The 25,896-nt window shown below is 68.9% G+C and carries 19 protein-coding genes; 10 read left to right on the plus strand and 9 right to left on the minus strand.

All coding sequences use genetic code 11. The features are described from left to right. The first annotated feature begins 55 nt into the window (after positions 1 to 55). The 4 genes from QE399_RS20390 to QE399_RS20405 all read left to right on the plus strand — a co-directional run bounded on the left by QE399_RS20390 (position 56) and on the right by QE399_RS20405 (position 4,818). Complete coding sequence (locus QE399_RS20390) at positions 56 to 595, plus strand: TRAP transporter small permease subunit (protein ID WP_309831724.1); 540 nt, start codon at positions 56 to 58, stop codon at positions 593 to 595. Positions 596 to 637: 42 nt separating this feature from the next. Continuing rightward, positions 638 to 2,155 carry a TRAP transporter large permease gene (locus QE399_RS20395; RefSeq protein WP_309831726.1) on the plus strand — a complete coding sequence of 506 codons (1,518 nt, stop codon included), beginning with the start codon at positions 638 to 640 and terminating at the stop codon, positions 2,153 to 2,155. Beyond that, positions 2,152 to 2,628: a hypothetical protein gene (locus tag QE399_RS20400; RefSeq protein ID WP_309831728.1), complete on the plus strand. Its 477-nt coding sequence runs from the start codon at positions 2,152 to 2,154 to the stop codon at positions 2,626 to 2,628. Before QE399_RS20395 ends, QE399_RS20400 begins: the two co-directional genes overlap by 4 nt. A gap of 258 nt (positions 2,629 to 2,886) precedes the next feature. After that, entirely contained in the window at positions 2,887 to 4,818 is a 1,932-nt protein-coding gene (locus QE399_RS20405; protein WP_405044156.1) for a BCCT family transporter, read from the plus strand. A gap of 101 nt (positions 4,819 to 4,919) precedes the next feature. Here QE399_RS20405 and QE399_RS20410 read toward each other — a convergent pair whose 3' ends face one another. The 4 genes from QE399_RS20410 to xseB all read right to left on the minus strand — a co-directional run bounded on the left by QE399_RS20410 (position 4,920) and on the right by xseB (position 9,379). Next, positions 4,920 to 5,999, minus strand: a complete 1,080-nt coding sequence (locus QE399_RS20410) for a TRAP transporter substrate-binding protein (RefSeq protein ID WP_309831732.1) — start codon at positions 5,997 to 5,999, stop codon at positions 4,920 to 4,922. A gap of 194 nt (positions 6,000 to 6,193) precedes the next feature. Next, positions 6,194 to 8,086, minus strand: coding sequence for a 1-deoxy-D-xylulose-5-phosphate synthase (gene dxs / locus QE399_RS20415; protein ID WP_309831733.1), 1,893 nt, complete (start codon positions 8,084 to 8,086; stop codon positions 6,194 to 6,196). 118 nt (positions 8,087 to 8,204) lie between these two features. Beyond that, positions 8,205 to 9,122: a polyprenyl synthetase family protein gene (locus tag QE399_RS20420; protein ID WP_309832223.1), complete on the minus strand. Its 918-nt coding sequence runs from the start codon at positions 9,120 to 9,122 to the stop codon at positions 8,205 to 8,207. A 14-nt stretch (positions 9,123 to 9,136) separates the two neighbouring features. After that, a complete protein-coding gene (gene xseB / locus QE399_RS20425) occupies positions 9,137 to 9,379 on the minus strand; it encodes an exodeoxyribonuclease VII small subunit (protein WP_309831735.1) in 243 nt (80 codons plus the stop codon). A gap of 271 nt (positions 9,380 to 9,650) precedes the next feature. Between xseB and QE399_RS20430 the strand changes: the two genes are divergently transcribed. The 5 genes from QE399_RS20430 (at position 9,651) to QE399_RS20450 (ending at position 16,201) form a co-directional block, all read left to right on the plus strand. After that, positions 9,651 to 10,790 carry an aromatic ring-hydroxylating oxygenase subunit alpha gene (locus QE399_RS20430; RefSeq protein ID WP_309831736.1) on the plus strand — a complete coding sequence of 380 codons (1,140 nt, stop codon included), beginning with the start codon at positions 9,651 to 9,653 and terminating at the stop codon, positions 10,788 to 10,790. 99 nt (positions 10,791 to 10,889) lie between these two features. Beyond that, the gene (locus QE399_RS20435) at positions 10,890 to 11,801 is read left to right on the plus strand and encodes a DMT family transporter (RefSeq protein ID WP_309831738.1); all 912 of its coding nucleotides are present in this window, start codon (positions 10,890 to 10,892) and stop codon (positions 11,799 to 11,801) included. 125 nt (positions 11,802 to 11,926) lie between these two features. Further along, complete coding sequence (locus tag QE399_RS20440) at positions 11,927 to 12,838, plus strand: sulfurtransferase (protein ID WP_309831740.1); 912 nt, start codon at positions 11,927 to 11,929, stop codon at positions 12,836 to 12,838. A 397-nt stretch (positions 12,839 to 13,235) separates the two neighbouring features. Next, on the plus strand, positions 13,236 to 15,353 hold the full coding sequence (locus QE399_RS20445; RefSeq protein WP_309831742.1) for a TonB-dependent siderophore receptor: 2,118 nt from the start codon (positions 13,236 to 13,238) through the stop codon (positions 15,351 to 15,353). A 128-nt stretch (positions 15,354 to 15,481) separates the two neighbouring features. Further along, positions 15,482 to 16,201, plus strand: coding sequence for a DUF4198 domain-containing protein (locus QE399_RS20450; protein WP_309831744.1), 720 nt, complete (start codon positions 15,482 to 15,484; stop codon positions 16,199 to 16,201). Between the two features lie 102 nt (positions 16,202 to 16,303). On the opposite strand, the gene QE399_RS20455 is transcribed toward QE399_RS20450, so the two are convergent. Further along, entirely contained in the window at positions 16,304 to 17,338 is a 1,035-nt protein-coding gene (locus QE399_RS20455) for a sodium-dependent bicarbonate transport family permease (protein WP_309831745.1), read from the minus strand. A 73-nt stretch (positions 17,339 to 17,411) separates the two neighbouring features. Here QE399_RS20455 and QE399_RS20460 point away from each other — a divergent pair, with 73 nt between their 5' ends. Next, a complete protein-coding gene (locus QE399_RS20460) occupies positions 17,412 to 18,317 on the plus strand; it encodes a LysR family transcriptional regulator (RefSeq protein WP_309831747.1) in 906 nt (301 codons plus the stop codon). A gap of 117 nt (positions 18,318 to 18,434) precedes the next feature. Here QE399_RS20460 and QE399_RS20465 read toward each other — a convergent pair whose 3' ends face one another. From QE399_RS20465 to QE399_RS20480, 4 genes are all read right to left on the minus strand, one after another. After that, the gene (locus tag QE399_RS20465; RefSeq protein WP_309831749.1) at positions 18,435 to 19,064 is read right to left on the minus strand and encodes a LysE family translocator; all 630 of its coding nucleotides are present in this window, start codon (positions 19,062 to 19,064) and stop codon (positions 18,435 to 18,437) included. Between the two features lie 170 nt (positions 19,065 to 19,234). Then, positions 19,235 to 20,674, minus strand: coding sequence for an NAD-dependent succinate-semialdehyde dehydrogenase (locus QE399_RS20470; RefSeq protein WP_309831751.1), 1,440 nt, complete (start codon positions 20,672 to 20,674; stop codon positions 19,235 to 19,237). Between the two features lie 476 nt (positions 20,675 to 21,150). Then, positions 21,151 to 22,632 (minus strand): efflux transporter outer membrane subunit, encoded by a 1,482-nt coding sequence (locus QE399_RS20475; RefSeq protein ID WP_309831753.1) that lies wholly within the window; start codon positions 22,630 to 22,632, stop codon positions 21,151 to 21,153. 14 nt (positions 22,633 to 22,646) lie between these two features. Next, positions 22,647 to 25,892, minus strand: coding sequence for an efflux RND transporter permease subunit (locus QE399_RS20480; protein WP_309831754.1), 3,246 nt, complete (start codon positions 25,890 to 25,892; stop codon positions 22,647 to 22,649). Between the last annotated feature and the right edge of the window lie 4 nt (positions 25,893 to 25,896).

Genomic DNA, 25,896 nt, shown 5'->3' on the forward strand with positions numbered 1-25,896 from the left:
CTGCTGGCCCGTTTCGATGGGCCTTTTTCGTACTCGAACACAACGGAGACAAACCGTGTCAGGACTCCTCAAACTGGCGATGGGCGTGGACTGGCTGTCCACCCAGCTCAGCAAGCTGGCCGCCTGGGCCGTGCTGGCCGCCGCGGTCATATCGGCGGGCAACGCGTTCATCCGCTACGGCCTCGACATCAGCTCCAACGCCTGGCTCGAGATCCAGTGGTACCTCTTCGGCACGACGGTGATGCTGGGTGCGCCGCTGGTGCTCAAGCTCAACGAGCACGTGCGCGTGGACATCATCTACGGCAAGCTGCGCGGCAAGGGGCCGGTGCTGGTCGACCTGTTCGGCCTGCTGTTCTTCCTGCTGCCGGTGATGGGCCTTCTTACCTGGCTCACCGCGCCGTTCTTCTGGAACATGTTCGTCACCAAGGAAATGTCCGGGAACATCGGCGGCCTGATCCGCTGGCCTGCCGGCCTGCTGCTGCCCGTGGGTTTCGGCGCCATGTTCCTGCAGGGACTGGCGGAGGTGGTCAAGCGCGTCGCCGTGCTCACCGGCCACCTGAACATGACCACGCACTACGAGAAGCCGGTGCAGTAAGCACGGACCGCCCCCTTCGATTCCTTTCAGGACGAGACAAGAATGCACATGGAAAATTTCGCCCCGATCATGTTCGCGGGGCTGATCGTGATCATGCTGATCGGGTTCCCGGTCGCATTTTCACTGTCTGCACTGGGGCTGTTCTGCGGCTTCTTCGCCATCGAAATGGGCTGGTTCCCGGCCAACTTCATGGCCAACCTGCCCATCAACATGTTCGGCATCCTGTCGAACGACCTGCTGCTGGCCATCCCCTTCTTCACGCTGATGGGCGCCGTGCTCGAGAAATGCGGCCTGGCCGAGGACATGCTCGACTCCATGGGCCAGCTCTTCGGCCCCGTGCGCGGCGGCCTGGGCTACTCGGTCATCATCGTGGGCTTCATCCTGGGTGCGATCACGGGCACCGTGGCCGGCCAGGTCATCGCCATGGCCATGATCTCGCTGCCGGTGATGATGCGCTACGGCTACAACATGCGCTACTCGACGGGCGTGCTGGCGGCCTCGGGCACCATCACGCAGCTCGTGCCGCCCTCGCTGGTGCTGATCGTCATGGCGGACCAGCTGGGCCGTTCGGTGGGTGACATGTACAAGGGCGCCTGGGGCCCGGCCATTCTGCAGGTGCTGATCTTCGCGATCTACACCTTCATCCTGAGCCGCATCCGCCCCGACTACGTGCCCGGTCTGCCCAAGACGGCACGCACGCTGCACGGCTGGGCGCTGTGGGGCAAGTGCCTGCGCGGCATCATCCCCTCGGCCATCCTGATCTTTGCCGTGCTGGGCTCCATGGGTGGCCTGCCGTTCATGGACCACGCCATCGCCACGCCGACGGAAGCGGGCGCGATGGGCGCCGTGGGCTCGCTCATCCTCGCGGCGATCCACAAGCGCCTGAGCTGGGCCCTGCTCAAGGATGCCATGAACGGCACCATGCGCCTGACCGCCATGGTGGTGTTCATCCTGATCGGCTCGCGGGTGTTCTCCCTGGTGTTCCAAGGCGTGGACGGAGCCATCTGGATCGAGCACATGCTCACCGACCTGCCGGGCGGCCAGATCGGCTTCCTGATCGTAGTGAACATCTTCATCTTCTTCCTGGCGTTCTTCCTCGACTTCTTCGAGATCGCCTTCATCATCCTGCCGCTGCTGGGCCCCGTGGCGCACAAGCTGGGCATCGACCTGGTGTGGTTCGGCGTGCTGCTGTGTGTCAACATGCAGACCAGTTTCATGCACCCGCCGTTCGGCTTCGCCCTCTTCTACCTGCGCGGCATCTCCGACACGCTGTTCAAGGAAAAGCGCATCGACCGGCCCGTCAAATCGAGCGACATCTACATGGGCTCCATCCCCTGGGTGGTGATGCAGCTGCTGCTGGTGGCCATCGTGATCTTCTTCCCGCAGACCGTGACGGTGTTCCTCGACAAGGAGGTCGAGGTGGACCTGGACAAGGTACAGCTGGAGATGCCGGCGGACTCCATGCCTGAGAACAACATCGACATGGACAACCCGTTCGGCAATGCGCCTGCCGAACCGGCCGCTGCAGACCCTGCGGCCGGCGCCAGCACGCCGCAATGACCGAGCAGCCCGCGCAGTCCTCCGCGCTGGCGCTGGAAAGCGCCGCCTATCCGCCGCTGGTGCGCCAGCTGGCGGTCGGCATCGTCGCAGCGCTGGCCGCGTTTGCCGCCTGGTCCGTACCGGCGCTGCAGGAGGCGCAGTGGAACTTCACCAGCCTGTCCACCTTTGCGCTGGCCGCCGTGCTGATCGCCTGGGTGGGCTGGTGGATGGTCTTCAGCCGCACGCGCCTGGACGGCGGGGAGATCATCCAGACCTGGCTGTGGGACAAGCAGGTGAAGGCGAGCGAGGTCGCCACCTTCAAGATCGTGCACTGGCCCTGGCTGGCCTTCATCGTCTCGCCGCGCATGCTGGTGCGCCGCCGCAACGGCAGCATCACCTGGATCCATTCCGCCGACCCGGCCCTGCTGGTGGCCTTCGGCCATGCGGTGGTGCAGCAGGGCGCTGCGCAAGCGCCGGTCGCTGCAGGCACTTAAGCACCTGTTCTAAGCCACCCGCTGCGCGCCCCTTGGCGCGTGCGCATCACGCGCTGCTTTCCTACACGCAGCAGCTTCCATCGCTGTCCTGCAGAGCGACCTTCGCATGGCGTAATGCCCACGCACCCGCCGGGCCCGGCCACCACGCTTGATGCGTTGGCCCGACCGCGCATGCGCTCCGCTCTCGAAGGACCCACCATGACCGCACCCGCACCGCCCTCCGGCACATCCTCCTCGGCCGAAGCGCCGCGCCGCCGGATGCAGATCAACCCGCCCGTGTTCTACCTGTCGGCCGCCCTCGTGCTGGCCTTCGCGGTGTACGGCGCCGTCTTCACCGACCAGGCCGGCCGCGTGTTCAATGCGATACAGGCCCGCATCGTCGAGGACTTCAGCTGGCTCTACGTCGCCAGCACGGCGGGATTCCTGTTCTTCGTGCTGTTCCTGATGGCCAGCCGCTACGGCGACATCAAGCTGGGGCCCGACGATTCCGAGCCCGAGTACAGCTACCCCTCGTGGTTCGCCATGTTGTTCAGCGCGGGCATGGGAATCGGCATCATCTTCTTCGGCGTGGCCGAGCCGATACAGCACTATGTTTCGCCGCCCACCGGCGAAGGCGGCACGCTGGCCGCGGCGCGGCGGGCCATGACCCTCACCTTCTTCCACTGGGGGCTGCACGCGTGGGCGATCTATATCGTGGTGGGGCTGGCGCTGGCTTACTTCTCCTTCCGGCGGGGGCTGCCGCTCACCATCCGCTCAGCCTTGTACCCGCTCATCGGCCGGCGCATCCACGGCCCGATCGGCCACGCGGTGGACATCTTCGCGGTGCTCGGCACCATGTTCGGTATCGCCACCTCGCTCGGTCTCGGCGTGCTGCAGGTCAACGCCGGCTTCTCGCACCTGTTCGGGGTGCCTTCCACGCTGTGGGTGCAGATCGCGCTCATCGCCGTCATCACCGCCATGGCCACCGGATCGGTCGTGTCCGGGCTGGACAAGGGCATCCGCCGTCTGAGCGAGCTGAACATCGGCATCGCCGTGGTGCTGCTGGTCTTCGTGCTGGTGACCGGCTCCACGGTGTTCCTGCTCAAGGCGTTCGTGCAGAACATCGGCGCTTACCTCGGCGACGTGATTCCGCGCACCTTCTCGCTGTACGCCTATGAGCCCAACCCGTGGTTCGGCGAATGGACGCTGTTCTACTGGGGCTGGTGGATCGCCTGGTCGCCCTTCGTGGGCATGTTCATCGCCCGCATCTCGCGCGGCCGGACCATCCGCCAGTTCGTCACCGGCGTGCTGCTGGTGCCGGTGCTCTTCACCTTCCTGTGGATGACGGTGTTCGGCAACACCGCCCTGCTGATGGAAATGGACGGCGCCGCGCCCATCGCCCGCGTGGTGGACGAGAACATCTCGCTGGCGCTCTTCGCCCTGCTGGAGCACCTGCCGTGGCCCACCATCACCGCCGGTCTGGCGACGTTGCTGGTGATCCTGTTCTTCGTGACCTCCGCCGATTCGGGCGCGCTGGTGATCGACATGATCACCTCGGGCGCGGAAACGCCGTCGCCCGTGTGGCAGCGCATCTTCTGGGCGGTGTCCGCCGGCGTGGTGTCTGCGGTCCTGCTGGCCACGGGAGGCCTGCAGGCCCTGCAGACAGCCGCCATCGCCAGCGCCCTGCCCTTCGTGGTGATCATGGTGCTGATGTGCTACGGCGTGCTGCGTGCCCTGCAGACCGAAAGCGCAACGCCAGGCGGTCTGCCCATCGTGGCCACGGAGGACGACGACGCCAGCATGACCTGGGAGCAGCGGCTGGATTCGATCATCCGCTACCACCGCCGCGGTGAGATCGAGACCTACCTGCAGGACGTGGCGACGCCCGCGCTGGAAGCCGTTGCGGCCCAGGTACGGGAGGGCGGCCTGGAGGCCACGGTGCAGCAGGACGACGGCCGCGTGGCGCTGGCGGTGCAGCATGGCGACCGGGGCGCTTTCGTGTTCACGGTGACCGCGCGTGGCTTCCGCATGCCCAGTTTCGCCTGGGCCGATACGGCCCGCGATACGGGCGCCCGCTTGCACTACCGCGCCATGGCCCGGACGACCGATGCCGATGCGCCGCACGACGTGACGGGATTCACGCAAGAGCAGCTCATCCACGACTTTCTGGTGCGCTATGGACGCTTCCGCAACACGCGCCGGCTGGGGTAAGCGGCCTCGCCCTCAGGCGATCGCGCATGAAAAAACCCGCCTCGGCGGGTTTTTTTGTGGGGCTGCCCATGCGGCACCGCGTGCCGAACGGGCGGCGGCGCTCACAGCTTCTGCTGCTGCATGAAGCGGTCGAAGGTGCCTTCGGTGAAGCGGAACCAGGCGTTCTGCTCGGCCAGGAATTTCGAGTAGTCGGGGTAGATCTTCTTCCACTCGGGGTTGGTGTTGTTCAGATCGGCGTAGATCTGCTGGGCCGACTTGAATGCCGCGCTCATCACGTCTTGCGTGAAGGGGCGCAGCTTGGTGCCGGAGCCCACCAGCTGCTTGATGGCAGCGGGGTTGCGGGCATCGTACTTGGCCAGCATGGAGATGTTGGCGTGCGACGCCGAGGCTTCCACGACGGCCTTGTACTCGGCCGGCAGCCCTTCCCAGGCCTTGGTGTTGATGTAGAAGTCGAGCTGTGGGCCGCCTTCCCACCAGCCGGGGTAGTAGTAGAACGGCGCGACCTTGTTGAAGCCCAGCTTCTGGTCGTCGTACGGCCCCACCCATTCCAGGGCGTCGATCGTGCCCTTCTCCAGCGCGGGATACAGGTCGGCGCCGGGGATGGACTGCGGAATCACACCGAAGGGCTCGAGAACCTTGCCTGCGAAGGGATTGGTACGGAACTTCAGGCCCTTGAGGTCGGCGACCGACTTGATTTCCTTGCGGAACCAGCCACCCATCTGCGCGCCGGTGTTGCCGCCCGGCAGGTTGATGATGTTGTACTTGGCGTAGAACTCGCGCATCAGCTTCAGGCCGTTGCCCTCGTACATCCAGGCGTTCATCTGGCGGGCATTGAGGCCGAAGGGCACGGCGCAGCCCAGGCAGAAGGTGGGGTCCTTGCCGTAGAAGTAGTAGGGCGCCGTGTGCGCCATCTCGACAGAGGCGCTCTGCACGCCGTCCACCACGCCGAAGGCGGGCATCAGCTCGCCACCGGCGTGCACGGAGATCTGGAACTTGCCGCCCGTCGCTTCGCTGACCTTCTTGGAGAAGACCTCGGCCGTGCCGTAGATCGTGTCCAGGGACTTGGGGAAGCTCGACGCCAAGCGCCAGCGGATGGCGGCCTGGGCATGCACGGCAGGTGCGGCACCTGCTGCCAGCACGCCGGCGATGCCTGCATGCTTGAGGATGGAACGACGGTCCATGGACTTATCTCCGATTGATGTTCAAAACCTGCAGCGCGGGACCTTGTACGCCCTCGCCAGGACTGTTTCAGCCGGAAACGATTGTAGGAAGCTGGCCGGTGCGCACCGCTCGGGTTTTCCCGCGGCGCAGCATGCGCCGCAGCCCCGGCTCAGCTTTCTGCAAGCTTTGTGCAGACCGGCGCCAAGGCACTGGTTCAGGCGGCCTGCGCAACGGCCGCAGGCGCGCTGTCGCCGCCGAAGCGCGCCCGCACGGCACGCTCGATGCCTTCTGCATCCAGACCCTGCTGGGCCAGCAGGCGGGCCGGGTCGCCGTGCTCGATGAACACGTCGGGCAGGCCCAGTTGCAGCACCGGGCGCTGCACGCCCGCGGCCTGCAGGGCTTCCAGCACCGCACTGCCGGCGCCGCCCATCACAGCGCCTTCTTCCACGGTCACGAGCTCGTCGTGCTCGGCCGCGATCTGCAGCAGCAGCGCTACATCCAGCGGCTTGGCCCAGCGCATGTTGACCACCGTGGCGTCCAGCGCCTCGGCCGCCTGCAGCGCGGGATACAGCAGCGTGCCGAACGCCAGGATGGCGACGCCGCGGCCCTGGCGGCGCACTTCGCCCTTGCCGAAGGGCAGGCCTTCCAGCGTGGCCAGCGGGGCCACGCCCGCTCCGCTGCCGCGCGGATAGCGCACGGCCACGGGGTGGTTCTGCTCGTAGGCGGTGGTGAGCAACTGGCGGCATTCGCGCTCGTCGGCCGGGCAGGCCATGCTCATGTTCGGAATGCAGCGCACGAACGAAATATCGTAGGCGCCGGCATGCGTGGCGCCGTCGGCGCCCACCAGGCCTGCGCGGTCGAGCGCGAACACCACCGGCAGGTTCTGCAGGGCCACGTCGTGGATGAGCTGGTCGTAGGCACGCTGCAGGAAGGTCGAATAGATGGCGACCACGGGCTTGACGCCTTCGCAGGCCATGCCGCCGGCGAAGGTGACGGCGTGCTGCTCGGCAATGCCGACGTCGTAGTAGCGCTGGGGAAAGCGCCGCTCGAACTCCACCATGCCGGAGCCCTCGCGCATGGCGGGCGTGATGCCCACCAGGCGCTCGTCCTGGGCGGCCATGTCGCACAGCCACTGGCCGAAGACCTGGGTGAAGGTCTGCTTGGGCGGCGTGGCAGGCTTGACCAGGCCCACGGTGGGATCGAACTTGCCCGGGCCGTGGTAGGCCACGGGGTCGGCCTCGGCCAGCTTGTAGCCTTGCCCCTTCTTCGTCACCACGTGCAGGAACTGCGGGCCCTTCAGGCCCTTGATGTTCTCCAGCGTGGGAATGAGCGAGTCGAGGTCGTGGCCGTCGATGGGGCCGATGTAGTTGAAGCCGAACTTCTCGAACAGCGTGGCCGGCACGACCATGCCCTTGGCCTGCTGCTCCAGCCGTTTGGCCAGCTCCAGCAGCGGCGGCGCGTTCTTGAGCACGCTCTTGCCCACGTCCCGCGCCTTGGCGTAGAACTGCCCGCTCATCAACTGCGCCAGATAGCGGTTGAGCGCGCCTACCGGCGGGCTGATGCTCATGTCGTTGTCGTTGAGCACCACCAGCAGATTGGCGTCGGCCACGCCGGCGTTGTTCAGCGCTTCGAAAGCCATGCCGGCGGTCATCGCGCCGTCACCGATGATGGCCACCGCGTGGCGCTCCTCGCCGCGCTGCTTGGCCGCCAGGGCCATGCCCAGCGCGGCCGAGATGCTGGTGCTGGAGTGCGCCGTGCCGAAGGTGTCGTACTCGCTCTCGGCACGCTGCGGAAATCCCGACAGGCCGTTCTGCTGGCGCAGCGTGGACATGCGGTCGCGGCGGCCCGTCAGGATCTTGTGCGGATACGTCTGGTGGCCCACGTCCCACACCAGGCGGTCGTGCGGGGTGTCGAACACGGTGTGCAGCGCCACGGTCAGCTCCACCGTGCCCAGGTTGGAGCTGAGGTGGCCACCGGTCTTGGACACGCTGTCGATCACGAAGGCGCGCAGCTCCGATGCCAGCGCCTTGAGCTCCGCGCGCGTCAGCCCCCGCAGATCGGCCGGATCGTTCACGCGCGAGAGCAGAGGGTAGGAAGTCGTGGACATAAGCTCTTCTTTTGATAGCTGCCAGCGCTTGATGGATAAGCGCTACAGCCCGATTTCATTCAAATATTCACACAGCGCACCCAGCGGCGACGGGCTCTTCGGTCGGCGCGGGCGGATGTCAGTGCGACCGGTTCACCACCATGTCTGCCAGCGCGGCCAGCGCGCGCGTGTCCGGCAGATGGCTGGCCGCCAGGGCCGCATGCGCGTCGGCCAGCAGTTGGTCGGCGTAGGCCCGTGCCCGGTCCAGGCCGAGCAGCGAGACATACGTGGGCTTGTCGCTGGCGGCGTCCTTGCCTGCGGTCTTGCCCAGCGTGGCGGAGTCGGCCGTCACGTCGAGGATATCGTCCACCACCTGGAAGGCAAGGCCCAGCGCCGCACCGTACTGCGTCAGCGCCGCCAGCGCCGCCGCGCTGGCCGTGCCGCACGCGGCGCCCATCACCACGCTGGCCTGCAGCAGCGCGCCGGTCTTCAGGCGGTGCATCTGGCGCAGTTCGTCCTCGGTCAGCGCCACGCCCACGCTGGCCAGGTCGATGGCCTGGCCGCCGGCCATGCCGTCGGCGCCCGCGGCACGCGCCAGCAGACGGCACAGCAGGGCCTGGGTGGCAGGCGGCACGCCGTCTTCCGGGGTGAGCAGGCCGAACGCCAGCGCCTGCAGCGCGTCGCCGGCCAGCAGGGCCTGCGCCTCGCCGAATTGCACGTGCACCGTGGGCTTGCCGCGGCGCAGCACATCGTTGTCCATGCACGGCATGTCGTCGTGCACCAGGGAATAGGCGTGGATCAGCTCCACCGCGCAGGCCGCGCGCAGGGCCGCTTCCGGCAGGCCGCCGGCCGCGTCGGCGGCGGCCAGCACCAGCAACGGGCGCAGGCGTTTGCCGCCGTCCAGCACGGCGTAGCGCATGGCCTCGCCCAGGCCGGCCGGGGCCTCGCTGCACACCCACTGCGACAGGGCCCCCTCCACCCGCTCCAGCTGCTGCCGGCTCCAGGTGGCGAGGTCGAAAGCGGTCGTGCCGCCCGGCGTGGGGGACGCTGCCTGCATGCCGGCGCTGTCCATCATTCCTGCGTCCATGGCTGCAGGCTGCCTTCGTCCAGCACCTTGATCTGGTCCTGCACGGCCTCCAGGCGGTCGCGGCAGAAGCTGAGCAGCGCCGCACCACGCTGGTAGCCCGCCAGCATCTGGTCGAGCGGCAACTGGCCGGACTCGATACGGCCCACGAGCTGCTCCAGTTCCTCCAGCGCGGCTTCGTAGCTGGCAGGATCGGGGAGCTTGGGCGGGGCGGCAGGGGCCTTGGGCATGGGTGGGGCGCGCACAGGGCGCGAGTCAAAACGGTCGATTTTAGGCGCTCCATCCTGCGCGGGCCGTCAGCCGCCGCCTACCTGACCCTGCCGGTGCCTGCGTGAACGTGACAAGCACGTCGGGCCAATACACATACGGGAGGCGCGGAAATAACCCCACCAGCTACAATCCCATTCACGTCGAGCCGGCTTCCCGCAAGCCGGTTTTCTTTTTTCCGTGCACTTCTTCGCGAGTGCCCTCCCTGTGGGGAGTCTTTAGGTCAGGTCACCCATGTCTGATTTAAGTCTTCAACTGCAGCAGGCCGCAAGCCAACTACCAGTTTCGAGCTATTTTGACCAGGCGCTGTTCCAGCGCGAGCTGGAGACCATCTTCCAGCGCGGGCCCCGCTACGTGGGGCACAGCCTTTCCGTGCCCAACGAAGGCGACTATTACGCACTGCCCCAGGAGGGCGAGGGCCGCGCGCTGGTGCGCAACGCGCAGGGCGGCGTGGAACTCATCTCCAACATCTGCCGCCACCGCCAGGCCGTGATGCTCAAGGGCCGCGGCACGCTGCAAGGCCACGGCAAGGGCCACGCGGGCGGCAACATCGTGTGCCCGCTGCACCGCTGGACCTACGCGCCCAGCGGCGAGCTGCTGGGCGCGCCCCACTTCTCGCACGACCCCTGCCTGAACCTGAACAACTACGGCCTGCGCGAATGGAACGGCCTGCTGTTCGAGGACAACGGCCGCGACATCCATGCCGACCTCGCCGGCATGGGCCCGCGCGAGCAGCTGTCGTTCGAGGGCTTCACGCTCGACCGCGTCGAGCTGCACGAGTGCAACTACAACTGGAAGACCTTCATCGAGGTCTACCTCGAGGACTACCACGTCGGCCCGTTCCACCCCGGCCTGGGCAACTTCGTCACCTGCGACGACCTGAACTGGGAGTTCGGCAAACACTATTCCGTGCAGACCGTGGGCGTGGCCTCCACGTTCGCCAAGCCCGGCTCGGATGTCTACAAGACCTGGCACGACGTGCTGCTGAAGTACCGCGAAGGCCAGCTGCCCGAGCGCGGCGCCATCTGGCTGACCTACTACCCGCACATCATGGTGGAGTGGTACCCGCACGTGCTCACCGTCTCGACGCTGCACCCCCTCAGCCCGACCAAGACGCTGAACATGGTGGAGTTCTACTACCCCGAGGAAATCACCGCCTTCGAGCGCGAATTCGTCGAGGCCCAGCAGGCCGCGTACATGGAGACCTGCATCGAGGACGACGAGATCGGCGAGCGCATGGATGCCGGCCGCAAGGCGCTGTACGAACGCGGCGACAACGAGGTCGGCCCCTACCAGAGCCCCATGGAAGACGGCATGCAGCACTTCCACGAGTGGTACCGCGCGCAGATGGGCGACGACGTGCCGCACAGGTGACACGGCGGCGCACCATCTTCTTGCTACCATTACAATAGCTGCCCGCGCTTGCTGCATAAGCGCCGGCAGCTATTTTCATTTGTACTTTCGAGGATTCCCATGCAAGCGCTCTGGATGGTGTTGGCCGCGTTCCTGTTCGCCAGCATGGGCGTGTGCGTCAAGTTCGCCTCCGGCCACTTCAACGCGGCCGAACTGGTGTTCTACCGCGGCCTGATCGGCATGGCCATCCTCTGGACGCTGGCGCGCTCGCAGCAGGTCCGCGTGGCCACGCGCTACCCCGGCATGCATGCGTGGCGCAGCCTCATCGGCGTGGTGTCGCTCGGCTCCTGGTTCTACGCCATCGCCCATCTGCCGCTGGCCACGGCGATGACGCTCAACTACATGAGCAGCGTGTGGATCGCCGCCTTCCTCATCGGCGGCGCCTTGCTGATGTGGCGGCCTTCGGGCGCCCAGCCGCGGCCGCCGCTGCAGGCGCCGCTGGTGCTCACCGTGCTCACCGGCTTCGTGGGCGTGATCCTCATGCTGCGTCCCAGCATCGGCGACCACCAGGGCTTTGCCGGCATGGTGGGCCTGCTGTCGGGCCTGACGGCCGCGTTCGCCTACATGCAGGTCGTGGCCCTGTCGCGCCTGGGCGAGCCCGAAACGCGCACCGTCTTCTACTTCGCCGTCGGCTCGGCCGTGGCGGGCGGCGTTGCCATGCTGTTCACCGGCATGTCGGACTGGCCCGGCTGGCCCGCGCTGTGGCTGCTGCCCATCGGCCTGCTGGCCGCGGGCGGCCAGCTGTGCATGACGCGCGCCTACTCCCGCGCCGGCTCACAGCGCGGCACGCTGGTGGTGGCCAATCTGCAGTACTCCGGCATCGTCTTCGCCGCCATCTACAGCGTGGTGCTGTTCGGCGACGCGATTCCGCTGATCGGCTGGGTCGGCATGGTGCTCATCGTGGGCAGCGGCATCGTGGCCACGGTGCTGCGCGCCCGCGCCGCACCGGGCACGCCCGCGGAAGAGCATTGAGGCAAACAGTTCCTGGGGCCCTCCGGGCGCAGCCGTGGATCGCTGACGCGGCACCCGCCGACACGGCGCTGCACGGCCACGGCTGACACAATGGGGGCCGACTTCGACTTCCGTGTGACCCGCCCATGACGTCCTCTTCCTCCTTCACCACGCTGATCACCGTCGCCGAGCTGCAGGCGCTGATGGACAGCGGCCGGCCGATGATGGTCTTCGACTGCACGTTCGACCTGGCGCAGCCGTCGCTGGGCGGCGTGCGCTACCTCGAATCGCACATCCCCGGCGCGCTGCATGCCGATCTCGACCGCGACCTGAGCGCCAAGCACGGCGCGCCCGGCGCCGCCGGCACGCTGACCGCCACCGAGGGCGACATGCCCGCCTCCGGCGGCCGCCACCCCCTGCCCAACCGCGAGCGGCTGGCCACCTGGCTGTCGAGCATCGGCTTCGCCAACGACATGCAGGCCGTGGTCTACGACCGCAACGGCGCCAACTACTGCGGCCGGCTGTGGTGGATGCTCAAGTGGGCCGGCCACGACGCCGTGGCCGTGCTGGACGGCGGCCTGCAGGCCTGGACGGCCGCCGGCAAGCCGGTGGCCACCGGCGAGGAGCCCGCGCACTTCCAGTCCAACTTTGCCCTGGGCGAACCGCTGCGCCAGCTGGTCACGGCGGCGGAGGTGCAAACGCGGCTGGGCCAGCCCGGCCAGACCATCGTCGATGCGCGGGCCACTCCCCGCTACCGCGGCGAGGTCGAGCCGCTGGACCCGGTGGCCGGCCACATCCCCGGTGCGTTGAACCGGCCCTTCGGCCTCAACCTCGGTCCGGACGGCCACTTCAAGCCGGCCGAGGAACTGCGTGCCGAGTTCGAGGCGCTGCTGGACGGCCGTGCGCCCGCCACCGTGGTGCACCAGTGCGGCAGCGGCGTGAGCGCGATCCCCAACCTGCTCGCCATGGAGGTCGCCGGCCTCGGCCCGACCGCGCTCTTCGCCGGCAGCTGGAGCGAGTGGTGCAGCGATCCCTCGCGTCCGGTGGAACGCAGCTGACGCCAGCCCGGCCACACGCGCAGGACAAGCTGCGGCAGGAACCGCGGAACGGCCGGCGCAGCCCCCTGCGCCAAGACCACGCAGGCGCCGCGGTGCCGGCTAGTGCGGTCAACAGCGCTGCTACGCTCGCGCAGCGATGAGAATGCCTCTCAGAAACAACTAGAATCGACCGCGACTCTTTTTCCGTGGTGCGGGAGCGTGGACTGTCTGCCGGGCAGTGCTTCGCAAGCCCAGCCCCGGCCGCGGCTGCGATTCAGCCCGGCCGCTGCACCCTGCGGCGCCGGTGGACACCCATCGGCAGGAGTCACCCCTTACCAGCAACCCATGCCGATACGGTCTCCGGTCAGCACAGGCAGCCAGCGTTCCACAGCTTTCTTCCTGTCCGAGAGACCCTGCCATGCGACTGCCTTCGCTGAGCCCGATCGCCGCCACCGCGGCCTTGCTACTGCTGCCTCTGGCGCCTTCCCAGGCACAGACGGCCGATGCCGCGCTGCCCGAAGTGCAGGTCAGCGACGCGCCGGACGGCAACACCGAAGGCAGCGGGCAGTACGTGGCGCGGGAGGTCGGCGTGGGCAAGATGGGCCAGTCCGTGCGCGAGACACCGCAGTCGGTGTCCGTGGTCACCCGCCAGCGGCTGGAGGACCGCAACATCACCAAGGTCGAGGATGCCGTGAAGCAGGTGACCGGCGTCACCGTCACCCGCTTCGACGGCGCGGGCAACTACAACACCTTCCAGGCGCGCGGCTTCGATCTGGGCGCCATCCAGCTGGACGGCATGGCGATCCCGCAAGGGAACTACACCACGCTCGACACGGCCCTGTACGACCGCATCGAGGTGCTGCGCGGCCCCGCCGGACTGATCCAGGGCAGCAGCGAGCCGGGCGGCGCCGTCAACCTGGTGCGCAAGCGCGCCCGCGCCGGCCTGGGGCTCGCGGCCGATGTGGCTGCGGGGTCCTATGGTCTGCGCCGCGGCATGGTCGATGTCACCGGGGGGCTGAACGCCGAGGGCACGGTGCGCGCCCGCGTCGTGGCGGTGGCGGAGGACCGCGACAGCTTCGTGGACACGCTCTTCAACAACAAGCGCGTGGGCTACGGCACGCTGGAGTGGGACCTGGCGCCCGGCACCACGCTGTCCGTCGGTGCGGCCCGGCAGCGGGTGAAATCGGTCATCGACCAGGGCCTGCCCTCGTACGCCGATGGGCGGCTGGCCGACCTGCCACGCTCGGCCTTCGCCGGCCTGCGCGCCAACCGGCAGGACCTGGAGACCACCGACCTGTTCGCCGAGCTGGAGCACCGGCTGGCGGGCGGGGGCGAAGTCCGCGCGTCCATCCGCGACGTGGACCGCGATGCGTTCTACGCGTCCGCGCGGGCCAACAGCGTGCTCTCGCCCAACGGGGACTTCACCATGCAGACGGTGGACGGGCTCACCCGGGTGCGCTCGCGCGCCTACGATCTCTTCGTGACCACGCCCTTCGCCCTGGGCGGCCGCACGCACCGCGCCCTGGTCGGCGTGTCGCGCAACGAAAGCAAGGCCTACGAGAACAACTTCGGTTTCGGCCCGAGCTTCAGAGCCAACCTGCTGCGCCCCGACTATGAGCGGCCCTATCCCGCGATCACGCTGCCGGGCTACAGCGCCATCACCACCCGCACCGAGAACGCGCTGTACGGGCAGGCGCAGCTGCAGGTGGCCGACCCGCTCAAGCTGCTGCTGGGCGGGCGCCTGAGCTGGGCCGACGTGGAAAGCCGCAGCACGTCCACCGGCGCCGTCACGTCGCGCTCGGCGCCCGGGCGGCAGTTCATTCCCAACGCCGCGGTGCTGTGGGACTTCCACCCGCAGATGACGGCCTACACCAGCTATACCGAGACCTTCGTCGTGCAGACGCCGCTCGATGCCGCGGGCCAGCTGCTCAAGCCCCGCACGGGGCGGCAGGTGGAGGTGGGCGTCAAGGGCGAGTTCCTCAACCGCCGCCTGCAGACCCACGCGGCGCTCTTTCGCATCGACGACGTGGGCCGTGCGATCACGGACCCGACGAATCCCACGGCCTCCATCGCCGGCGGCGAGGTGCGCGCCCAAGGCGCAGAGCTGGAGATCAGCGGCCAGATCGCACGCGGCTGGGACGTGCTGGCCGGCTATGCCTACACCGATACCGAGTACACCCGGGCCCCCATCACGCAGCAGGGCCAGGCATTCAGCACCTTTACCCCGCGCCACAGCGTGAACCTGGGCACCCGCTACGCCTTCGCCGGCGACCTGCTGCGCGGCCTGAGCCTGGGCGCCGGCGCGTCCTACCGCAGCGCGCAGTACGCGCAGAGCGGCAATGTGCGGCTCGCCACCGGCAACTACGCACTGTTCAATGCCGATGCGGCCTACCAGATCAACGACCAGCTGTCGGTGAGCCTGTCCATCGACAACCTGCTGGACAAGAAGTACTACGAAAAGATCTCCAGCCCCGGCCGGCAGAACTTCTATGGCGAGCCCCGCCGCGTCACGGTGACGCTGAAGGCGCGCTACTGATGGAGTCTCCGCCGGGATCTACATCAAAAGTGCCGATAGCGCTTTCCACACAAGCGCATGCAGCTATCAAGTTAATAGTACACCTGCAACTTTCTTTTATTCATCCACCCTGCGCAAAGGAACAACCCATGCCACTCCGCACCACCTCCCTGGCCGCCGCCCTGCTGCTGGCCTGTCTGGGCACCACCGCCCAGGCCCACCAGGTCTGGATCGAGCAATCGGCCAACCAGGCCCGCGTGCACTTCGGCGAGTACGCCGACAACCTGCGCGAGACCTCGCCCGGCCTGCTCGACAAGTTCACCGGCGTGCCCGCGCTGGAGCTGCAGAGCGCGGGCGGCAAGGCCCAGCGCGTTCCGGGCGAACGCACGGCCACCGCGTTCACCTACGCGCTGCCGGGCGCCACCGCCGACACGCTGTTCGCCGAGGCACCGTACCCGCTGATCGACCGCAGCAAGGGCGGCAAGCCCGCCCTGCTGTGGCGCCCCGCCGCGCGCTGGGTGGCCGGCCTGGGCCAGCCCGTGGCCGCCACCGCACCGCTGGACGTGGTGCCCACGGGCCGCGTCGGCGAACTGCGGGTGGTCTTCAACGGCCAGCCGCTGCCCAAGGCCCAGGTCACGCTGGTCGCACCCTCCGGCTGGGCCCGCGAGGCCATGACCGGCGCCGACGGCACCGTGCAGTTCACCCTGCCGTGGAAGGGCCAGTACGTGGCCGAGGTGAAGCACTCCGACCCCACGCCGGGCGAGCGCAACGGAGAGAAGTTCGGCGAAACGAGCTACCTCACCTCGCTGACCTTCGCCCAGGCCGAAGGCATGGAATCGCCGGCGCTGCCGGCAGCGCCGCAACGCTGAGGTTCGCAGCCCCGGCAGCGGACGCCGGGGTGGGCGCGCCTTCCCTGGACGTGACCGGATGCCGGGGCGCCTGCCACCGGCGCCGCCGCAGGGGGCGCGCCATCACCCCAGCCACCACTGGGCAGCCGCACCATACAGCGGAATGCCGAGCACCAGGTTGAAGGGGAAGGTAATGCCCAGCGACAGGCCCACGTAGAGCGCCGGCCGGGCCTCGGGCATGGCGTGGCGCAGCACGGCGGGCACGGCGATGTACGAGGCGCTGGCGCCCAGCACGGCCAGCAGCGTGGCCTCGGGCACGGCCAGGCCTGCGAGCTTGGCCAGGCCCAGGGCCAGCAACCCGTGCACCACCGGCCCCACCACCGCGAACAGGGCCAGCGGCAGGCGCTGCGGCCCGAGGCCGCCCAGGCCCGACAGGCTGCGCGCCGTCAGCAAGCCCATGTCGAGCAGGAAGAACGCCAGCAGGCCCTTGAACAGGTCCACGGTGAAGGGATGCATGGCCTGCTCGCCCTGCGCGCCGGTCACCAGCCCCACCAGCAGCGCGCCCAGCAGCAGCACGGCGCCACCGTCGGTGAGCGCTTCACGCAGCACCTGTGCCAGACGCGGCCCCTGCGGTGCCGGGGCGCTGACGCCCAGGGGGCCGCCTGCCAGCACGGCCTGCCCGTCCGCACGCACCGCCGCCGGCGCCGCCACGGGCTGGCGCAGCCACTGCGCCATCACCACCGCCAGCACGATGGCGGGCGACTCCATCAGCGCCATCGCAGCGGCCATGTAGCCCCCGGCGGGCGTGCCCTGCTGTTCCAGCAGGTGGCTGGCCGTCACGAAGGTCACGGCGCTGACGCTGCCGTAGGTCGCGGCCACCGCCGCCGCGTCGAAGGGCGGCAGCAGCCTGCGCAGCACGCACCAGGCGATGGCCGGCACGGCCACGGCCAGCACCAGCGCGCAGCCCATGGCCGCGGAGACCTGGGCCGTCCAGCCCGATTGGGCCAGCGCGAAGCCACCCTTGAGGCCGAGCGCCATGAGCAGATAGAGCGACAGGAAGCGCGACAGCGGCGCAGGCACCTCCAGGTTGGAGCGCAGCAGGCCGGCCGCCAGGCCGAGCACGAAGAACAGGATCGCAGGATCGAGGAGATGGTTCATGGGCCGCGATGCTAGGCCGCCGCGCCGATCTTGGAAAATCGATACTATCGATCCAACCCATCGGGATTTCTCTATGCATGCCACCTTCCGCCAACTGCAGCTGATGCTGGCCCTGGCCGAGACAGGTTCCGTCACCGGCGCCGCGCGCCACTGCCACGTGACCCAGCCCACGGCGTCCATGCAGCTCAAGGAGCTGTCGGACGCGATCGGCCTGCCGCTGTACGAGCGTGTGGGCCAGCGCCTGCACCTCACGCAGGCGGGCGAGGCCGCGGCGCAGACCGCGCGCGCCATTGCCGCCGAGTGGGAGACGCTGGAGCAGCGCGTGGCCGCGCTCAAGGGCGTGAGCCAGGGGCGCCTGCGCATCGCGCTGGCCAGCACCGCCAAGTACTTCATCCCGCGCATGCTGGGGCGCTTCTGCGCCGAGCACCCGGGCGTGGACGTGGCGCTGCAGGTGCTCAACCGCGACGGCGTGGTGCAGCGCCTGCTGGCCAACGAGGACGACCTCTACATCCTCTCGATTCCGCCGCGCAACGTGCCGCACGACCGGCAGGTGCTGCTGGGCAATCCGCTGGTGGTGATCGCCGCGCACGACCACCCGCTGGCCGCCCGCCGGCGCGTGCGGCTGGACCAGCTGGTCAAGGAGCCGTTCATCCTGCGCGAGACGGGCTCGGGCACGCGGCAGGCGACGGAAGAGCACTTCAAGGCCCTGGGTTTCGCGCCGCGCGTGCGGCTGGAGCTGGGCAGCAACGAGGCCATCAAGCAGTCGGTGGCGGCGCGCATGGGGCTGGGGCTGGTATCGCGGCACGCGCTGGCGGCCGATCCGGCGAGCGAAGGCGTGGCGATCCTGCGCGCGGAGCGCATGCCCGTGCCCTCGTCGTGGTACGTGCTGTGGCCGCAGGGCAAGCGCCTCTCGCCCATCGCAGAGACCTTTCTGCGGCAGCTGCTGCAGCAGGCGCGTGGGTGGGAGGTGCACTCCTGACACCGCAGCGCAGCCCCGGCGCCGGCGCCACAACTTCAGGCCAAATAGGCCTGCAGCGTTTTACCAGCAAGCGCAAACAGCTATAACTTCAATAGCGAATCATCAGCACAGGGTTGCTCAGCGGCCCGTGACCATCTTCACGCCCAGTCCCACGAAGACGGCGCCGGCGATGCGATCGAGCCACAGCCCCGCGCGGGGCCGACGGCCCAGCCAGGCGCCGATGCTGCCGGCGAAGTAGCCCAGCAGGCCGAACAGCACCGCCGCCTGCACGGTGAAGGCCAGCCCCAGCAGGCACAGCTGCAGCGCCACCTGGCCCTGCGCCGGCACCACGAACTGCGGCAGGAACGACAGGAAGAACAGCACCACCTTGGGATTGACCGCGTTGGCGAACATGCCCTTGAGGAACAGGCTGCGCAGTGACTGCGCGGGCGCCGCATCGGCGGACTGCACCCGCGCGCCGCCCGTGCTACGCAGCGCCTGGATGCCCAGCCAGATCAGGTAGCCGCCGCCCAGCCACTTGAGCGCCGTGAAGGCCACGGGCGAGGCGGCGATCAGCGCGCTCACGCCCACCACCGCCAGCAGCGTGTGGCTCAGGCAGCCGAGCGCGCAGCCCAGCCCGAACGCGATGCCCTGCCGGCGCCCCTTGGAGACCCCCACGCCCAGCACCATGAGGTTGTCGGGGCCCGGCGTGGCGGTGATGAGCACGGCGGCGACGAGGAAGGCGAGGAGTTGGGCAGCGGTCAGCATCGCCCGATGATACGCAGCAGTGCTGCGGGCTGCGCTGACCGGCGCTTCGCAGCCCGCGTCGAGCCCGCAAAAAAAAGAAGGCCGCACCTTGCGGCGTGGCCTTTCGTCGTCCTCTTGCCGGCGGGCGACCTGCGCATCACTGCGCAGGCGCGGGCCGCGGGGTCACGGAATCACACGTTGGTGATGGACACGGCGCGCGTGTTCAGGTGGGCCTCGATGGCCTCCGGGCCGCCTTCGGAACCGTAGCCCGAATCCTTCAGGCCGCCGAAGGGCAGCTCGGCCGATGGCGTAGCGGGCTGGTTGATCCACAGCATGCCCACTTCGACGCGCTGCGACAGCAGGTGCGCATGCTTGAGCGAGCTGGTGAACGCGTAGCCCGCCAGGCCGTAGGGCAGGCGGTTGGCTTCGGCGATGGCGTCTTCAATCTTCTCGAAACCGCGCACGGCGGCCACGGGGCCGAAAGGCTCTTCATTGAAGATGCGGGCCGACAGGGGCACGTCGTTCAGCACCGTGGGCTGGAAGTAGTTGCCTTCGGAGCCGATGCGTTCGCCGCCTGCAGCCACCTGGGCGCCGCTCTTCACGGCGTCTTCCAGCAGCTCGGCCATGGCCGTCACGCGGCGCGGGTTGGCCAAGGGGCCCATCTGCGTGCCGTCGGCCAGACCATCGCCCACCTTCAGGCCCTGGGCGTGGCGCGTGAGCGCAGCGACGAAGTCCTTGCGGATGCTTTCATGCACCAGAAAGCGCGTGGGCGAGATGCAGACCTGGCCTGCGTTGCGGAACTTGGAGCCGCCCGATGCCTTCACGGCCAGCTCGACGTCGGCGTCTTCCGCCACGATGACCGGGGCGTGGCCGCCCAGTTCCATGGTCACGCGCTTCATGTGCTTGCCGGCCAGCGCCGCCAGCTGCTTGCCCACCGGCGTGGACCCGGTGAACGTGACCTTGCGGATGATGGGGTGCGGAATGAGGTAGCTGGAGATCTCGGCCGGGTCGCCATACACCAGGCCCACCGTGCCGGGCGGCACGCCGGCGTCGGCAAACGCGCGGATCAGCTCGGCCGGGCTGGCCGGCGTCTCTTCCGGCGCCTTGACGAGGATGGAGCAACCCGCGCCCAGCGCGGCGCCCAGCTTGCGCACCACCTGGTTGATGGGGAAGTTCCAGGGCGTGAAGGCGGCCACGGGACCGACCGGGTCCTTGAGCACCAGCTGGCGCACGTTCAGGTTGCCACGCGAGGGCACGATGCGGCCATAGATGCGCAGGCCTTCGTCCGCAAACCATTCGATCATGTCGGCGGCGGCCATGGCCTCGACCTTGGCCTCGGCCAGCGGCTTGCCCTGCTCCTGCGTGAGGATGCGGGCGATGGAGTCGGCACGCTCGCGCATCAGGGCGGCGGCGCGGCGCATGGCCTTGGCACGCTCGATGGCGGGCAGATCGCGCCAGGCTTCGAAACCTTTTTGCGCAGCCTCCAGCGCACGGTCCAGATCGGCCTTGCCGGCGTGGGCCACGCGGCCGATTTCCTTGCCGGTGGAAGGGTTGTGCACGGCGATGGTCTTGCCATCGGCTGCGTCCTGCCATGTGCCGGCGATGAAGAGTTGCGTGTTGGGATAGGTCATGCAGAAAGCTCCTGGAGGGGTTCTGAGGGAAAGGCGGCGCCGGCCGGGCTCCCCTCCCGCACAGGGGGAAAGCCCGCCGCCGGCGCGCCGTCGGCAACCAATGACTATAGGCCCGTTGGCCCATCGCTGCAGGCGTGCGGGCGACAACCCTGTGTCAGCCGGTATCCCGAATGGGGCAGGCGCAGGGCTGGCGCCCTGGCCGCGAGGCTTAGAACGTGTTTACGATCTCGCAGGGGCCGCGTTGAAGCGCAATCGGGATGAGTGGATGCCTCGGATGCGCCGCATGGGCTCATGCCCATGCAAGCATTCGAGGCGTTCAATCGCCCGATTTCGCTCCAACCCTTCGGGCAGTGGCGTTTGCGGGCGGTCTGCGGCGTTGCGGCGCTTGCCCATAGCCGAGCTATTGGCAGCGCACCGCGCCTTGCATCCTCCCGCAAACGCCGCTGCGCGGCCCCCGGGAGATCGTAAACACGTTCTTAGCGCTGGAGCGCCACGGCCTGTACCGCCGGCGCGGCCTGCGCCGTCGGCGCCGGCGCGTCGCCCCAGCCGCCGCCGAGAGCCCGGATGAGCCCGACGGTGGCCGTGTACTGCGCCGTGCGCACCTGCAGGGCCTGGCGGCGGTTGCGCAGCTCGCTGCGCCGGGCATCCAGCAGCTCCAGCTGGCTCACCATGCCGTTGCGGTAGCGCGAGTCCGACAGCTGCGTGGCGCGCGTGGCCGACTGCACGGCGCGGCCCTGAGCCTCCGCCTGGCCGGCCAGCAGGCGCAGCGCGCTCAGCTGGTCCTCCACCTCGCGGAAGGCCGTGAGCACCTGGCCGCGGTGGGACGCCAGCGCGCCCTCCAGCCGCGCCCGCGCACTGTCTTCCTGCGCCTGGCGCTGGCCGCCGTCGAAGAGCGGCAGCGACAGCAGCGCGCCGATGCCCCACGAGCGGGCCGACCACTTGAACAGATCGCCCAGCTCCGGCGACGCATAGCCGCCGTTGCCCGTGAGCGTGACCGCAGGGAACCACGCAGCCTGGGCCACGCCCACACGGGCCTGCGCAGCCAGCACCGATGCCTGCGCCGCAGAGACATCCGGCCGGCGCGCCAGCACCGTACCCGGCACCCCCGCGGGGATGACCGGCAGCGCGGCCTCGCCGGCGGCGGCGGGAACGGCAAAGCCCGTGGCCACCTCGCCGACCAGAACGGCCAGCGCATGCGTCAGCACCGCTTCCTGGCGCTCCAGCGCCAGCGCATCCGACTCGGTGCCCGCCACCTCGGTCTGCACGCGGGCCAAGTCCAGCTCGGCCACGTCGCCGGCACGGTAGCGGCGCTCGGTCAGCCGCAGCGTGCCGCCGTAGGCATCCAGGCTCTCCTGGACGAGCACGCGCTCGGCCTGCACCGAGCGCAGCTGCAGGTAGGTCTGCGCCACGTCGGCCTGGGCCATCAGCAGCGTGCTCTGCAGCAGGGCGTCGCGCGACTGCGCATCGAGCCGCGCCGCATCGCTGGCCTGGGACAGGCGGCCGAACAGGTCGAGCTCGTAGGACACGTTCAGGCCGGCCGTGGCCAGCGTGGCCGGCACGGGGCCGCCCGTGGCGGTGTTGGCGCCGGCCTGGCGCGCCACGCCGGTGGCCAGGCCCACCTGCGGTGCGCGGTTGGCGTCGGCCGAACGCAGCAGGGCGCGGGCTTCGGCCAGGCGGGCGGCGGCTTCCTGCACGGTGGTGTTGCCACTGCCGGCGCGCTGCACCAGGTCGTCCAGCACCGGATCGCGGAAGCCCAGCCACCAGGCGCCGCGCGGCTGCGCTTCCGCCGGGGGCGCCGTGGTCCACGATGCGGCCCCGGGGGCTTCGCTGAAGGCGGCGGGCACGCTCACGCCCGCATGCTCGGGCACCGCAGGCGTGCTCATGCAGCCGGCCAGCACCAGGGCCGCGGCCAGCGGGGCCAGCCGCGAGAGGGAGGAAAGGGAAAACATCGTCGTCATGGAAAAACTCCGTCTCATTCGTGCTGGCCGCGCGGCGCGGCGATCACGGGGTGGGCCGAGGCACCATGGCCTGCGGCACCCACGTCGGCATCGGTCAGCGGCGCCACATGGCTGCCGTGCTGTTGCAGCGGCCGGTTGCCGGCCATGCGGCGCAGCACCACGTAGAACACCGGTGTCAGGAACAGGCCGAAGGCCGTCACGCCGATCATTCCGGCGAACACCGCCACGCCCATGGCGCTGCGCATCTCTGCACCCGCCCCGGTGGCCAGCACCAGCGGCAGCACCCCCATCACGAACGCAAGCGATGTCATCAGGATGGGGCGCAGCCGCAGGCGGCTGGCCTCGATGGCGGCCTGCACGGGCGTGCGGCCGGCAAACTCCAGCTCCCGGGCGAACTCCACGATCAGGATGGCGTTCTTGGCCGACAGCCCCACCAGCACGATGAGCCCGATCTGCGTGAACACGTTGTTGTCGCCGCCGCTCAGCCACACGCCGGCCATGGCGGCCAAGATGCCCATGGGCACGATCAGGATGATGGCGATCGGCAGCGTCAGGCTTTCGTACTGAGCGGCCAGCACCAGGAACACGAGCAGGATGGCGATGGGGAACACCAGCACGGCGGAATTGCCGGCCAGGATTTCCTGGTACGTGAGCTCGGTCCATTCGAAGCTGATGCCCTGCGGCAGCGTCTCCGCGGCGATGCGCTCGATGGCCGCCTGCGCCTGGCCCGACGAATAGCCGGGCGCGGGCCCGCCGTTCACGTCGGCCGAGAGGAAGCCGTTGTAGCGCATGGCACGCTCCGGGCCGAAGCTGGGTTCGACCTTCATCAGCGCCGACAGCGGCACCATCTCGCCGGTCGTGGAGCGCACCTTCAGCATGCCCACGTCTTCCGCACGCGCCCGGTAGGCCGCATCGGCCTGCACGCGCACGCTGTAGGTGCGGCCGAACTGGTTGAAGTCGTTCGCGTACAGGCTGCCCAGGTAGATCTGCAGTGTCTCGAAGATGTCCGTGACCGGCACGCCCAGCTGCCGCGCCTTGGTGCGGTCGATGTTGGCGTACAGCTGCGGCACGTTGACCTGCCAGCTGGTGAACAGCCCGGCCAGCTCCGGCGTCTGATAGGCCTTGCCCATGAAGGCCTTCACGGCCGCATCCATGGCTTCGTAGCCCAGCGAGGCACGGTCTTCGATCTGCAGTTTGAAGCCGCCCGTGGTGCCCAGGCCCGCCACGGGGGGTGGCGGGAACAGCGCGATGAACGCCTCCTCGATGCCGCCGAAGGCCTGGTTCAGCTGGCCGGCCACGGCGCCGCCGCTCTGGTCGGCACGGGTGCGCTCGGCAAAGGGCTTGAGCGAGACGAACACCACGCCCGAATTGGAGCTGTTGGTGAAGCCGTTGATCGACAGGCCCGGGAACGCGATGGCGTCTTCCACGTTCGGGTTCTTCTTGACGATCTCGCCCATGCGGCGGATCACGTCCTCGGTGCGGTCCAGCGTGGCGCCGTCGGGCAGCTGCGCGAAGCCCACCAGGTACTGCTTGTCCTGCGCCGGCACGAAGCCGCCCGGCACGACCTTGAACAGGCCCCAGGTGGCCAGCACCAGCGCACCGTAGATCGCCAGCATCAGCGCCTTGCGGCCGATGACGCGCTTCACGCCGCCGCTATAGGCTTCCGACCCACGGTGGAACACGCTGTTGAAGCGGCGGAAGAATCCGCCCAGCACCTTGTGCATGCCGCGCGTCAGCGCATCCTTGGGCTCGTCGTGGCCCTTGAGCAGCAACGCGCTGAGCGCAGGCGACAGGGTCAGCGAGTTGATCGCCGAGATCACCGTGGAGATCGCGATCGTGACCGCGAACTGCTTGTAGAACTGGCCCGTCAGCCCGCTGATGAATGCCAGCGGCACGAAGACCGCGACCAGCACCAGCGCGATGGCGATGATGGGGCCGCTCACCTCGCGCATGGCGCGGTAGGTGGCCTCGCGCGGGGTAAGCCCCGCCTCGATGTTGCGCTCGACGTTCTCCACCACCACGATGGCATCGTCGACCACGATGCCGATCGCCAGCACCAGGCCGAACAGGCTCAAAGCGTTGATCGAGAAACCCAGCAGGTGCAGCACGGCGAACGTACCCACCACCGACACCGGCACGGCCAGCAGCGGAATGATGGAGGCGCGCCAGGTCTGCAGGAACAGGATCACCACGATCACCACCAGCGCCACGGCCTCCAGCAGCGTCTGGATGACGGACTTGATCGACGCCCGCACGAACTGCGTGGGGTCGTAGGCGATGCGGAACTCCACGCCCTCGGGCATGTTCTTCTGCAGCTCGGCCATGGTGGAACGCACGTTGGCCGAAATGTCCAGAGCGTTGGAGCCCGGGGCCTGGAACACGCCCATGCCGACGGCCGGGTCGTTGTTGAGCAGCGAGCGCAGCGAGTAGTCGGCCGCGCCCAGCTCCAGGCGGGCCACGTCGCGCAGGCGCGTCACCGCGCCGTCGCTGCCGGTCTTGACGATGATGTCGCCGAACTCCTCTTCGGTCTGCAGCCGGCCCTGGGCGTTGATGGACAGCTGCATGTCCACGCCCTTGGCGCCGGGCGACTGCCCCACCACGCCGGCAGCGGCCTGCACGTTCTGGCCGCGGATGGCGGCCACCACGTCGCTGGCCGAGAGGCCGCGCTGTGCGACCTTCTGCGGGTCGAGCCAGGCGCGCATCGAATAGTCGCCGCCGCCGAAGATCTGTACCTGGCCTACGCCCGTGATGCGGGCCAGCCGGTCCTTCACGTTGAGCACGGCGTAGTTGCGCAGGTAGTCGATGTCGTAGCGGCCGTTGGGCGACACCATGTGCACGACCATGGTGAGGTCGGGCGCGCTCTTGACGGTGGTGATCCCCAGGCGGCGCACCTCTTCGGGCAGGCGCGGCTCGGCCTGCGAGACACGGTTCTGCACCAGCTGCTGCGCCTTGTCCGGGTCGGTGCCCAGGGCGAAGGTCACGGTCAGCGTCATCACGCCATCGGTCGTGGCCTGGCTGCTCATGTAGAGCATCTTCTCGACGCCGTTGATGGATTCCTCCAGCGGCGTGGCCACGGTTTCGGCGATCACCTTCGGGTTGGCGCCCGGGTAGTTGGCGCGCACCACCACCGAAGGCGGGGCGACTTCGGGGTATTCCGAGATGGGCAGCGCGCGCATGGCGATCAGGCCCGCCAGGAAGATGAGCACCGACAGCACCCCCGCGAAGATGGGGCGGTCGATGAAAAATCGAGAAAGGTTCATGGTC

The sequence above is a fragment of the Paracidovorax wautersii genome (assembly GCF_031453675.1).
In the GTDB taxonomy this organism is placed as follows: Bacteria; Pseudomonadota; Gammaproteobacteria; order Burkholderiales; family Burkholderiaceae_C; genus Paracidovorax.

What these genes read in the sequence shown, in the direction of transcription:
- QE399_RS20395 (WP_309831726.1), top strand. Translation starts at nt 638, where the DNA reads ATGCACATGGAAAATTTCGCCCCGATCATGTTCGCGGGGCTGATCGTG.
- QE399_RS20400 (WP_309831728.1), top strand. Translation starts at nt 2,152, where the DNA reads ATGACCGAGCAGCCCGCGCAGTCCTCCGCGCTGGCGCTGGAAAGCGCC.
- QE399_RS20405 (WP_405044156.1), top strand. Translation starts at nt 2,887, where the DNA reads ATGCAGATCAACCCGCCCGTGTTCTACCTGTCGGCCGCCCTCGTGCTG.
- QE399_RS20410 (WP_309831732.1), bottom strand. Translation starts at nt 5,999, where the DNA reads ATGGACCGTCGTTCCATCCTCAAGCATGCAGGCATCGCCGGCGTGCTG.
- dxs (WP_309831733.1), bottom strand. Translation starts at nt 8,086, where the DNA reads ATGTCCACGACTTCCTACCCTCTGCTCTCGCGCGTGAACGATCCGGCC.
- QE399_RS20420 (WP_309832223.1), bottom strand. Translation starts at nt 9,122, where the DNA reads ATGCAGGCAGCGTCCCCCACGCCGGGCGGCACGACCGCTTTCGACCTC.
- xseB (WP_309831735.1), bottom strand. Translation starts at nt 9,379, where the DNA reads ATGCCCAAGGCCCCTGCCGCCCCGCCCAAGCTCCCCGATCCTGCCAGC.
- QE399_RS20430 (WP_309831736.1), top strand. Translation starts at nt 9,651, where the DNA reads ATGTCTGATTTAAGTCTTCAACTGCAGCAGGCCGCAAGCCAACTACCA.
- QE399_RS20435 (WP_309831738.1), top strand. Translation starts at nt 10,890, where the DNA reads ATGCAAGCGCTCTGGATGGTGTTGGCCGCGTTCCTGTTCGCCAGCATG.
- QE399_RS20440 (WP_309831740.1), top strand. Translation starts at nt 11,927, where the DNA reads ATGACGTCCTCTTCCTCCTTCACCACGCTGATCACCGTCGCCGAGCTG.
- QE399_RS20445 (WP_309831742.1), top strand. Translation starts at nt 13,236, where the DNA reads ATGCGACTGCCTTCGCTGAGCCCGATCGCCGCCACCGCGGCCTTGCTA.
- QE399_RS20450 (WP_309831744.1), top strand. Translation starts at nt 15,482, where the DNA reads ATGCCACTCCGCACCACCTCCCTGGCCGCCGCCCTGCTGCTGGCCTGT.
- QE399_RS20455 (WP_309831745.1), bottom strand. Translation starts at nt 17,338, where the DNA reads ATGAACCATCTCCTCGATCCTGCGATCCTGTTCTTCGTGCTCGGCCTG.
- QE399_RS20460 (WP_309831747.1), top strand. Translation starts at nt 17,412, where the DNA reads ATGCATGCCACCTTCCGCCAACTGCAGCTGATGCTGGCCCTGGCCGAG.
- QE399_RS20465 (WP_309831749.1), bottom strand. Translation starts at nt 19,064, where the DNA reads ATGCTGACCGCTGCCCAACTCCTCGCCTTCCTCGTCGCCGCCGTGCTC.
- QE399_RS20470 (WP_309831751.1), bottom strand. Translation starts at nt 20,674, where the DNA reads ATGACCTATCCCAACACGCAACTCTTCATCGCCGGCACATGGCAGGAC.
- QE399_RS20475 (WP_309831753.1), bottom strand. Translation starts at nt 22,632, where the DNA reads ATGACGACGATGTTTTCCCTTTCCTCCCTCTCGCGGCTGGCCCCGCTG.
- QE399_RS20480 (WP_309831754.1), bottom strand. Translation starts at nt 25,892, where the DNA reads ATGAACCTTTCTCGATTTTTCATCGACCGCCCCATCTTCGCGGGGGTG.